Here is a 9704-nt window from a genome sequence, read left to right as displayed (position 1 = left end):
CGGGCCGCACGTCCGGGCGGCCCTCGCAGGTGAGCGTGGCGGCGGCGCGTCCGGTGAGGGCCGCCGCCAGGAGCGCCGCGTCCGGTTCGTGCTTCGCGTACGCGTCCGGGTAGCCGCTGCGCTGGACGCGCTGCGCGGCGACGGTGAGCGGCAGGCTCGCGTAGCCCTCCACCTTGTCCAGGTGCTCGTAGAACTCGCCCGCCGCGTACGCCGGGTCCATGATCTCCTGCTCGGAGCCCCAGCCCTGCGAGGGCCGCTGCTGGAAGAGCCCCAGCGAGTCCCGGTCGCCGTAGTCGATGTTGCGCAGGGCGGACTCCTGGAGCGCCGTGGCGAGGGCTATCGTGACGGCCCGCTCGGGCATGCCCCGGTTGGTGCCGACCGCCGAGATCGTCGCCGCGTTCACCGCCTGCTCCGCCGTGAACTCGTACGACGCGCCGCCGCCCGTGCCCGGGACGACCCTGCACTTGGGCACTCCGGTCCCGCCGGTCAGGTAGTGCACGGTGAGGTAACCCGCGCCGCCGAGGAGCGCGACGAGGGCCGCCCCGAAACGGAGCAGACGGCCGCGGCGCGTGCGAGGGACGGAAGTGGGGGACGGCTCAGGCACCCGTACAAGGTACTGGAGAGTACGGTCGGTGATCCTTGGGGTTGTGGATATTCCACGGGGGCGGTGGGGGCGGTGGGGGCTGTGGGGGCTGTGGGGCAGTGAGGCCGGGGAGGAAGAGGACGGCGCGGTCCGGCGGAGACCCGGGCGGTCCGGCGGGGACCGTGGCCGGACCGGCGCGTTAGGGTCGTCGGCATGGCCGACACCTCGCTCGATCTCACCCTGGACGCCGCCCGGCTCACCGCGCAGCTCGTCGACTTCCCCTCGGAGAGCGGCACCGAGAAGCCCCTCGCGGACGCCGTCGAGGCCGCCCTGCGCGCGCTGCCCCACCTCACGGTCGACCGGTACGGCAACAACGTCGTCGCGCGGACGGACCTGGGCCGGGCCGAGCGCGTGGTGCTGGCCGGGCACATCGACACGGTCCCCATCGCGGACAACGTGCCCTCGCGCCTGGACGAGGACGGCGTCCTGTGGGGCTGCGGCACCTGCGACATGAAGTCGGGCGTCGCGGTGCAGCTGCGGATCGCGGCCACGGTGCCCGCCCCCAACCGCGACCTCACCTTCATCTTCTACGACAACGAAGAGGTCGCCGCGGACCTGAACGGCCTCAAGCACGTGGCCGAGGCCCGCCCCGAGTGGCTGGAGGGCGACTTCGCGGTCCTCCTGGAGCCCTCCGACGGGCAGGTGGAGGGCGGCTGCCAGGGGACCCTGCGGGTGCTGCTGAAGACCAGGGGCGAGCGGGCGCACTCCGCGCGCGGCTGGATGGGCTCCAACGCCATCCACGCCGCCTCCGCGATCCTCGCGCGCCTCGCCGCCTACGAGCCGCGCCGCCCGGTGATCGACGGACTGGAGTACCGCGAGGGCCTGAACGCCGTCGGGATCACGGGCGGGGTGGCCGGCAACGTCATCCCCGACGAGTGCGTGGTGAGCGTCAACTTCCGGTACGCGCCCGACCGCAGCGGGGAGGAGGCGCTCGCGCACGTCCGCGAGGTCTTCGCCGGCTGCGGGGTCGACGAGTTCGTCGTCGACGACCACAGCGGCGCCGCACTGCCGGGTCTGTCCCACCCGGCCGCGGCCGCCTTCATCGAGGCCGTCGGGGGTACGCCGCAGCCCAAGTTCGGCTGGACGGACGTCTCCCGCTTCAGCGCGCTCGGCATCCCGGCGGTCAACTACGGCCCCGGCAATCCGCACTTGGCGCACAAGCGGGACGAAAGGGTGGAAACCGCCAAGATCCTGGCGGGCGAGGAGCGGCTGAGGGCCTGGCTGACGGCCTGATCCGCGGCGGACATGCCGGCGTCCCCCCTCCTTCACCTCCGCCGATCTACGCTGAGGTGGAACGATCGCCAAGCGGAGGGAGCGGACATGGCTACCGGCAACCCCGAGGGCAGCACGCAGCCACCGGAGGAGCAGCGGCTGGGCCCCGTGCTGCGCAGGCGGGACCAGGTGCAGGGGAGCACGACGGACCAGCGGCTGCTGGACGAGCGCGCGCCGACGGACTGGGTGCACACCGATCCCTGGCGCGTGCTGCGCATCCAGTCGGAGTTCATCGAGGGCTTCGGCACGCTCGCCGAACTCCCGCCCGCCATCAGCGTCTTCGGCTCGGCGCGCACACCGGCGGGCTCCCCCGAGTACGAGGCCGGGGTGGCGCTCGGCCGCGGTCTGGTCGAGGCGGGCTTCGCGGTGATCACCGGCGGCGGCCCGGGGGCCATGGAGGCCGCGAACAAGGGCGCCTGCGAGGCGAAGGGCATCTCCGTCGGCCTCGGCATCGAGCTGCCCTTCGAGCAGGGGCTCAACCCGTATGTCGACATCGGCCTCAACTTCCGCTACTTCTTCGTGCGCAAGATGATGTTCGTCAAGTACGCGCAGGGGTTCGTGGTGCTGCCGGGCGGGCTCGGCACCCTCGACGAGCTCTTCGAGGCCCTCACGCTCGTCCAGACCCAGAAGGTGACCCGCTTCCCGATCGTGCTCTTCGGCACGGAGTACTGGGGCGGTCTGGTCGACTGGCTCAAGAACACCCTGATCGCCCAGGGCAAGGCCTCGGAGAAGGACCTGCTCCTGTTCCACCTCACGGACGACGTGGACGAGGCGGTGGCGCTGGTGTCGAAGGAGGCGGGACGGTAGGGCCTACCTGGTCCGCAAGCGCGGGGAGGGCCGGACATCCGGCCGGACGTCCGGCCCTCCCGGCGCGTGCGGAGCCCTAGGCCAGCCCCCGCCGGGCCACGGCCGGCGGCCGGTGCCCCGCGATGGACGCCACCATGTCCAGCACCTGCCGCGTCTCGGCGACCTCGTGCACCCGGTACACCTGCGCCCCCAGCCACGCGGACACCGCGGTCGTCGCCAGCGTCCCCACCACCCGCTCCTTGACCGGCCGGTCGAGCGTCTCGCCCACGAAGTCCTTGTTGGACAGCGACACCAGCACGGGCCAGCCGGTCCCGACCAGCTCCCCGAGCCGCCGCGTGGCCTCCAGGCTGTGCCGCGTGTTCTTCCCGAAGTCGTGCCCGGGATCGATGAGCACGGACTCCCGCGGCACGCCGAGCGAGACGGCCCGCTCGGCCAGTCCCAGCGTCACCCGCAGGATGTCGGCCACGACGTCGTCGTAGGCGATGCGGTGCGGGCGCGTACGCGGCTGCGTGCCGCCCGCGTGCGTGCACACGATCCCCGCCCCGTACCGCGCGGCGACCTCGGCGAGACGCGGGTCGACCCCGCCCCAGGCGTCGTTCAGCAGGTCCGCGCCCGCCTCGCAGACCGCCTCGCCCACCTCGTGCCGCCAGGTGTCGACGCTGATGACCACGTCGGGGAAGCGGCGCCGTACCTCGGCGACGAACCCGACGGTCCGCCGCGCCTCCTCCTCGGCGGTCACCTCCTCGCCGGGCCCCGCCTTGACCCCGCCGATGTCGATGATGGCGGCCCCCTCGGACACCGCCTGCTCCACGCGGGCGAGCGCGGGCTCGTCGCGGAAGGTGGCCCCCTGGTCGTAGAAGGAGTCCGGGGTCCGGTTCACGATCGCCATGATCACCGGCTCGTGCGCGCCGAACTCACGCTTGCCCAGCCTGAGCATCCCCTGTGGCCTTTCCCGGTAGACGGCGGCGGATGTCGCCGTTCCGCCGCCTGCGACCCTAACGGTCGCGGGCGCATGGCACGATCGGTGCCTGACACTTTCCGTGCCGGCGCGCCCCGCGCCGGCATCAGAGCGTGGGGACCTCACAGATGTTCATGTTCCTGTTCCTGGTCGTCGCCCTCGTCGTCGTGGTCGGCGCGGTGACCCTCTCCGTGGTCGGGGGCGGTGACAGTGCCGTCCTGCCCGAGGCGGCGCCGGAGCGGCTGCGGGACCCCCTGCCCCTGGACCGCCCCCTGCACAGCGGCGACGTGGGGGCGCTGCGCTTCCCGCTGGCCCTGCGCGGCTACCGCATGGCGGACGTGGACGACGCGCTGGACCGCGTCGGCGCCGAACTCGCCGAGCGGGACGCCCGGATCGCCGACCTGGAGGCCGCGCTGGCCGGAGCACGCTCGACCGCGGTCACCTCCTTGCGGAAGCCCGCGGGGACGGAGGACGATCACCGGTGAGCGACGCCCTGAAGGGCGCCGACGGGGCGCCGCGCTGTCCCTGGGCCGTGTCGGCCGACGACTACACGGCCTACCACGACGAGGAGTGGGGGCGCCCGGTCCACGGCGACGACGCGCTGTACGAGCGGCTGTGCCTGGAAGCCTTCCAGTCGGGCCTGTCCTGGATCACGATCCTGCGCCGCCGCGAAGGCTTCCGCGCCGCTTTCGCGCACTTCAGGATCGCCGACGTCGCGCGGTTCACGGACGCCGACAAGGAGCGCCTGCTCGCCGATCCGGGCATCATCCGCAACCGCGCCAAGATCGAGGCGACGGTCGCCAACGCACGCGTACTGGCCGGCTGGGCCCCGGGTGACCTGGACCGGCTGATCTGGTCGTACGCTCCGGACCCGGCCGGCCGCCCCGCCCCGCGGACCCTCGCCGAGGTCCCGGCGGTCACCGGCGAGTCCACGGCCCTCTCCAAGGCCCTCAAGAAGGAGGGCATCCGCTTCGTGGGCCCCACGACGGCCTACGCCCTGATGCAGGCGTGCGGCCTGGTGAACGACCACCTGACGGACTGCACGTCCAGAACGACCGCCCCATAGGAAGCGCCTGCTCAGGAGCGCCCCGCAAGGGGCGCGGGGAACTGCGCGCCCGGCCCCCACGGACCGGCACGACCCGTCCCGACCCGATCCGTCCCGACCCGATCCGTCCCGGATCCGCCGGACCGGGCCCCGCCCGGTGGGGGCGCCCCCGCAAGGGGCGCGGGGACCTGCGCGCTCAACCCCCACCGGCCGGGACCGGAATCACCCGGCCCGGCCGGATCCGGCGAAGCGCTACCGCCCGAGATACTTCGGCTTCTCCTTGTCGACGAACGCCCGCACGGCGATCAGGTGGTCCTCGGAGGACCCGGCCCGGGTCTGCAGCTCGTCCTCCTTCTCCAGGGTCTCCTCCAGCGAGTGAGAGATCCCGAAGGCGAGGGACTCCTTGAGCGCGGCGTACGCCAGGGTCGGCCCCTCGGCCAGCCCGCGGGCCAGCCGCACGGCCTCGGCGGCCAGCTCGGCCGCGGGCACGATCCGGTTGGCGATCCCCAGCTCGTACGCCTCCTGCGCGGTGATGCTGCGCGGGAAGAGCAGCAGGTCGGCGGCGCGCGAGGGCCCGACGACCCGCGGCAGCGTCCACGAGATCCCCGAGTCGGCGGTGAGCGCGACCCCGGCGAACGACGTGTTGAAGGCGGCCGTGTCGGCGACGATGCGGTAGTCCGCGGCGAGCGCGAACCCGAACCCCGCGCCGGCCGCGACGCCGTTGACCGCGGCCACCACCGGCTTCGCCGCCCCGGTCAGGGCCCGTACGATCGGGTTGTAGTGCTCCTGGACCGTGCTCATGACACCCTCGCCCGAGCCCGAGCCCGAGCCCGAGCCCGACCCGCGCGCCGCCATGAGCCCGCCGACGTGCTCCTTGAGGTCCTGGCCCACGCAGAACGCCCGGTCGCCGGCCGCGGTCAGCAGCACCGCCCGCACGGAGCCGTCCGCCGCGGCCGCCCGCGCCGCCTCCCGGAGGGCGACCTTGGCCTCGGTGTTCATCGCGTTCATCGCCTCGGGGCGGTTCAGCGTGATCGTTGCGAGTCCGTCGCTCACCTCGTAGAGCACGGTGTCGGCCATGATGGTCCCCTCCGGTGTCGCGGCTTCGTCGTACCCGTCGGTACGCGGCTTCAGAGGACAGCATGGCGGAGATCATGGAGGGCGGCGGAGTTCGTACATGTGACCTGCGTCAAAGAATTCCGCTGCCCGAAAGTCCATGCAGTGGCGCAGTATCGCAGTCACACCACCGAATTGGGTGGTTTTGCTCAAGCGCGTTGCGTAAGCGATGCCGACCGATGTTGGTCATCGGGTCCTGAGATGCGGGATAATGGCTTGGAAGCAATGTGTTCGATGCCGGTGACGCGCGTCCGACGCAGGATGCGTGCCCTTCAATGGGGGCCGTCGGCGACGATGAGCTGGTTTCAGGAAGGGGAACGAGCATGGCGGCCATGAAGCCGCGGACGGGCGATGGCCCGCTCGAGGTGACCAAGGAGGGGCGGGGCATCGTCATGCGCGTTCCGCTCGAAGGCGGCGGTCGGCTCGTCGTCGAGCTGACCCCTGACGAGGCCGACGCGCTCGGCGACGCCCTCAAGAAGGTCGTCGGCTGACGCGGAACGCGACCATACCTCTCCACTGCCCCGGCATCAACGCGATGCCGGGGCAGTGGTGTCCCAGGGGCGGGCGACCGGCGCGCACACGAGCCGCCGGGGCGCGGCGGTGCGGGCGTTCACGCAGGCCGGCGCAGGTCATGCGCTCGTCCGGGCCGGTCACGTGCTCGTCCGGGCCGTTCATGCGCTCGTTGGGGGAGGAGCGGATCAGCGCTTGACCGCGCACAGCAGGCCGTCGCCGACGGGCAGCAGCGAGGGCACCAGCTCCTGGCTCTCGCGGATCGCGCGCAGCAGCTCGCGCAGCCGCAGCACCTCCGTGGGCTGCGGGCCCGACTCCACCGTCCGCCCGTTCGCGAACACGCCTTCGAAGGCGACGAGCCCGCCCGGCCGCAGCAGGCGCAACGATTCAGCGAGGTAGTCGAGGGATTCGAGCCGGTCGCCGTCGCAGAAGACGAGGTCGTACCCCGCGTCCGCGAGCCTGGGGAGGACGTCCAGCGCGCGGCCCGGGATGAAGCGGGCCCGGTTGCTGGCGAAGCCGGACGCACGGAAGGCCTGACGGGCGAACTGCTGGTGCTCCGGTTCCGGGTCGACGGTCGTCAGGACGCCGTCCGGCCGCATCCCGTGCAGCAGATGAATTCCGGAGACTCCGGTTCCGGTACCGATCTCCGCGACCGCCTTGGCGTCCACGGTGGCGGCGAGCAGGCACAACGCGGCGCCCGTGCCGGGCGACACCGAGCGCAGCCCTGCTTCCCGGGCCCGCTCCCGGGCCCAGTGCAGCGCCTCGTCCTCGGGGACGAAGGCGTCGGCGAACGCCCAGCTCGTCAGCCGGTTGCCGGTAATGGCCCTCTCCTGTCCCCGTGGTTGCCTGGGCGTGACTGTATCCGTTGGCGCCGGGAACCCGCAGATGGGACCAGGCGTTTGGAGAGTGCGGGGAACGGACGGGGAACCACACGGGGGCGGCTGATGGATCTGGGCGCGGAGCAAGTGCTGACGCAGCCATATGAGCGCGTATCAATTTCTCGTAAAACCGCTTATCCGGAGCTAACGGGCGAGGTGGCTATGGTAGGTGCTCCACTGGACACCACCAGAGCCGACAGGGGAGGTGCGGCTGTACCCGTGGATCGGGGAGGGGTGCTTCGGCGCCTGCTCAGGTCGACAGGTGAGCCGAAATCTGTGAACAACACTGCTGACCGTTCCCACACTGCCGACTCCGCGCAGACAGCGACCTTCACGTCCGACGCGGATTCGCAGGCGTGGACTCCGCCCACCTGGGAGGAGATCGTCAGCACGCACAGCGGCCGGGTGTACCGGCTCGCCTACCGCCTGACGGGCAACCAGCACGACGCCGAGGACCTGACCCAGGAAGTCTTCGTCCGGGTCTTCCGCTCCTTGTCGACCTACACGCCCGGCACCTTCGAGGGCTGGCTGCACCGCATCACCACGAACCTCTTCCTGGACATGGTCCGCCGCAAGCAGCGCATCCGCTTCGACGCCCTCGGCGACGACGCGGCCGAGCGGCTGCCCAGCCGTGAGCCCTCCCCGCAGCAGGTCTTCAACGACACGCACTTCGACGCGGACGTCCAGCAGGCCCTCGACACGCTCGCGCCGGAGTTCCGCGCGGCGGTCGTCCTCTGCGACATCGAGGGGCTCTCGTACGAGGAGATCGCCGCGACCCTGGGCGTCAAGCTCGGCACGGTCCGCAGCCGGATCCACCGCGGCCGCTCCCAGCTGCGCAAGGCGCTCGCCCACCGTTCGCCCGAGGCCCGTGCCGAGCGCCGCGGTTTCGCGGTCACCGGAGTGCCCGCTCTGGGAGGGGGAGGCGCGAGCGCGTGAGCCAAGCACGGCTGAACCCTGTCGACGGGCCCCTCGCCGAGCAGCACCTCGGCGACCGGCTCTCCGCCCTCGTGGACGGCGAACTCGACCACGAGGCGCGTGAGCGTGTCCTGGCCCACCTCGCCACCTGCGCGAAGTGCAAGTCGGAGGCCGACGAGCAGCGACGACTGAAGAACGTGTTCGCGGAGGCCGCCCCGCCGCCCCCGTCCGAGAGCTTCCTGGCCAGGCTGCAGGGGCTCCCCGCCGGGGACGACCCGGACGGCGGCAGTCCGCGCCTGGCCCGGGGAACCTTCGGGGCGTCCGGGGTCTTCGACATGAAGCCGGACTCCTTCGGCTACCTGCCCTCCGGTACCCACGCGGCCGTGCTGCCCTCGGAGCAGCGCGGATTCCGCATCCACGAGATGGGCCGGCGCGAGACCGAGCGGTCCGCCTCACGGGGGCTGCGCTTCGCCGCCGCCGCGGCCGGTGCCGTCTCGCTCGCCGCGATCGCGCTCGGCGGGGTGTCGGCGGGCATGCCGACCGACACCACCGACGCACGGGGCGGTTCGGGCTCGGGAAGCAATGTGACCCCGGTGCGCACGTCGAGCACGAGCGGTGCGACGGGCTCCGACACACAGCGCCGCCGGTCCGTCGCGCCCCTGGTCGCCCAGGGCCAGCGCTCCTTCGGCGGCGAAGGGGGCGCGCAGACCGGGATGTCCGCGCCGTTGCTGCCCGGCGTCCCGGCCTCCGCCGCGCCCGTGCCGCCGCCCGCCGAGCGGACCAAGGGCTCGCTGCACGCGCTGACCACGCCCGTGGTGGTGGGTGCGGCGGTCATGTCCCCCCTGATACGCCCGTTCACCCCGGCCCCGCCGGTCAAGCCGACCAGGGGATCGTCCGGTGCGGAGCTGGAGGTGTCCGTCCTGTCGGCGGTCCCCCCGGCCGTCCGGTCGGCCGTCCCGTCCGTCTCACCCGCGCCTTCCCCCTCCGGCTGAACCGGCCCTCTGCGCGCCGGCCCGCGAACCTGGTTGAATCCAGGGATGGGCCGCGCCCGCCGCAGGGATCCGGGCGCGGAGGTCGACGAACCGCGGCGACCGCCGGTGGGCGGTGCCGCGGGTCAGGTGTGGGGAGAGCATGGACGAGGGGAAGCCCACGAAGCCGACGTGGTGGAGCCGGCCACGGACCCACGTACCGGATGCCGCTCCGGCGGACCCGGTCCCCGGCCAGGACGGCGACTTCGCACTGGAGAAGCCCGCGGGGGCGGGGGCCGGGGCCGGTGCCACTGCCGACCGGACCGCCGGGCGGGTCTCGGACGACGTGGGTGGCGGGCCCGGCGCGTCCGGCGCGTCTGCTTCCAGGTCCGCCTCCGGTGAGCGGCCCACCCCCCTGCACGATCCGGACCCCTACAGCACGCCGCCGTACGGCGGGCCCGGTCCCTACGCGCCCGCGCCGCCGGTGCAGCACCCCGGGACGACTCCCGCGCACGGTACGGCGACGGAGACCGCGGCGCCGCTCCAGGACGTACCCGCGCAAGCGGGCCCCGGGACGGCTGCCCCGCACACACTC

10 protein-coding genes and 2 pseudogenes are annotated in these 9704 nt (G+C 72.9%); 8 read left to right on the top strand and 4 right to left on the bottom strand.

From position 1 onward, the window contains the following. Positions 1–604 (bottom strand): annotated as a pseudogene (locus tag HO151_RS06460) (heavy metal transporter); the annotation flags it as partial. A 192-nt stretch (positions 605–796) separates the two neighbouring features. Here HO151_RS06460 and dapE point away from each other — a divergent pair. Next, on the top strand, positions 797–1876 hold the full coding sequence (gene dapE / locus HO151_RS06455; protein WP_173895130.1) for a succinyl-diaminopimelate desuccinylase: 1080 nt from the start codon (positions 797–799) through the stop codon (positions 1874–1876). Between the two features lie 87 nt (positions 1877–1963). Further along, positions 1964–2722, top strand: a complete 759-nt coding sequence (locus tag HO151_RS06450; protein ID WP_173895129.1) for a TIGR00730 family Rossman fold protein — start codon at positions 1964–1966, stop codon at positions 2720–2722. Between the two features lie 76 nt (positions 2723–2798). On the opposite strand, the gene folP is transcribed toward HO151_RS06450, so the two are convergent. Then, complete coding sequence (gene folP, locus HO151_RS06445; protein WP_173895128.1) at positions 2799–3659, bottom strand: dihydropteroate synthase; 861 nt, start codon at positions 3657–3659, stop codon at positions 2799–2801. Between the two features lie 149 nt (positions 3660–3808). On the opposite strand from folP, the gene HO151_RS06440 reads away from it, so the two are divergent. Both HO151_RS06440 and HO151_RS06435 read left to right on the top strand, forming a co-directional pair. Then, on the top strand, positions 3809–4165 hold the full coding sequence (locus HO151_RS06440; protein ID WP_173895127.1) for a DivIVA domain-containing protein: 357 nt from the start codon (positions 3809–3811) through the stop codon (positions 4163–4165). Continuing rightward, the gene (locus tag HO151_RS06435) at positions 4162–4746 is read left to right on the top strand and encodes a DNA-3-methyladenine glycosylase I (RefSeq protein ID WP_173895126.1); all 585 of its coding nucleotides are present in this window, start codon (positions 4162–4164) and stop codon (positions 4744–4746) included. Before HO151_RS06440 ends, HO151_RS06435 begins: the two co-directional genes overlap by 4 nt. A gap of 231 nt (positions 4747–4977) precedes the next feature. Here the strand turns inward: HO151_RS06435 and HO151_RS06430 are convergent, their stop codons facing one another. Next, the gene (locus HO151_RS06430; RefSeq protein ID WP_173895125.1) at positions 4978–5802 is read right to left on the bottom strand and encodes an enoyl-CoA hydratase/isomerase family protein; all 825 of its coding nucleotides are present in this window, start codon (positions 5800–5802) and stop codon (positions 4978–4980) included. Positions 5803–6161: 359 nt separating this feature from the next. On the opposite strand from HO151_RS06430, the gene HO151_RS06425 reads away from it, so the two are divergent. After that, on the top strand, positions 6162–6329 hold the full coding sequence (locus HO151_RS06425; protein WP_003966491.1) for a DUF3117 domain-containing protein: 168 nt from the start codon (positions 6162–6164) through the stop codon (positions 6327–6329). Between the two features lie 207 nt (positions 6330–6536). Here HO151_RS06425 and HO151_RS06420 read toward each other — a convergent pair whose 3' ends face one another. After that, positions 6537–7235: an O-methyltransferase gene (locus HO151_RS06420; protein ID WP_368039442.1), complete on the bottom strand. Its 699-nt coding sequence runs from the start codon at positions 7233–7235 to the stop codon at positions 6537–6539. 225 nt (positions 7236–7460) lie between these two features. Here HO151_RS06420 and sigE point away from each other — a divergent pair, with 225 nt between their 5' ends. The 3 genes and pseudogenes from sigE to HO151_RS06405 form a co-directional block, all read left to right on the top strand. Then, positions 7461–8162 (top strand): RNA polymerase sigma factor SigE, encoded by a 702-nt coding sequence (sigE, locus tag HO151_RS06415; protein WP_173895132.1) that lies wholly within the window; start codon positions 7461–7463, stop codon positions 8160–8162. After that, positions 8159–9133, top strand: a complete 975-nt coding sequence (locus tag HO151_RS06410; protein ID WP_173895124.1) for an anti-sigma factor — start codon at positions 8159–8161, stop codon at positions 9131–9133. The genes sigE and HO151_RS06410 overlap by 4 nt, the downstream gene beginning before the upstream one ends. Positions 9134–9272: 139 nt before the next feature. Beyond that, positions 9273–9704: pseudogene (locus HO151_RS06405) on the top strand (protease); the annotation flags it as partial.

The organism is Streptomyces sp. 8P21H-1 (assembly GCF_013302945.1).
Note: the sequence above shows the minus strand (reverse complement) of the source record. Positions and strands in the feature narration are given on the sequence as shown.

What these genes read in the sequence shown, in the direction of transcription:
- HO151_RS06450 (WP_173895129.1), top strand. Translation starts at nt 1,964, where the DNA reads ATGGCTACCGGCAACCCCGAGGGCAGCACGCAGCCACCGGAGGAGCAG.
- HO151_RS06425 (WP_003966491.1), top strand. Translation starts at nt 6,162, where the DNA reads ATGGCGGCCATGAAGCCGCGGACGGGCGATGGCCCGCTCGAGGTGACC.
- HO151_RS06440 (WP_173895127.1), top strand. Translation starts at nt 3,809, where the DNA reads ATGTTCATGTTCCTGTTCCTGGTCGTCGCCCTCGTCGTCGTGGTCGGC.
- HO151_RS06430 (WP_173895125.1), bottom strand. Translation starts at nt 5,802, where the DNA reads ATGGCCGACACCGTGCTCTACGAGGTGAGCGACGGACTCGCAACGATC.
- dapE (WP_173895130.1), top strand. Translation starts at nt 797, where the DNA reads ATGGCCGACACCTCGCTCGATCTCACCCTGGACGCCGCCCGGCTCACC.
- folP (WP_173895128.1), bottom strand. Translation starts at nt 3,659, where the DNA reads ATGCTCAGGCTGGGCAAGCGTGAGTTCGGCGCGCACGAGCCGGTGATC.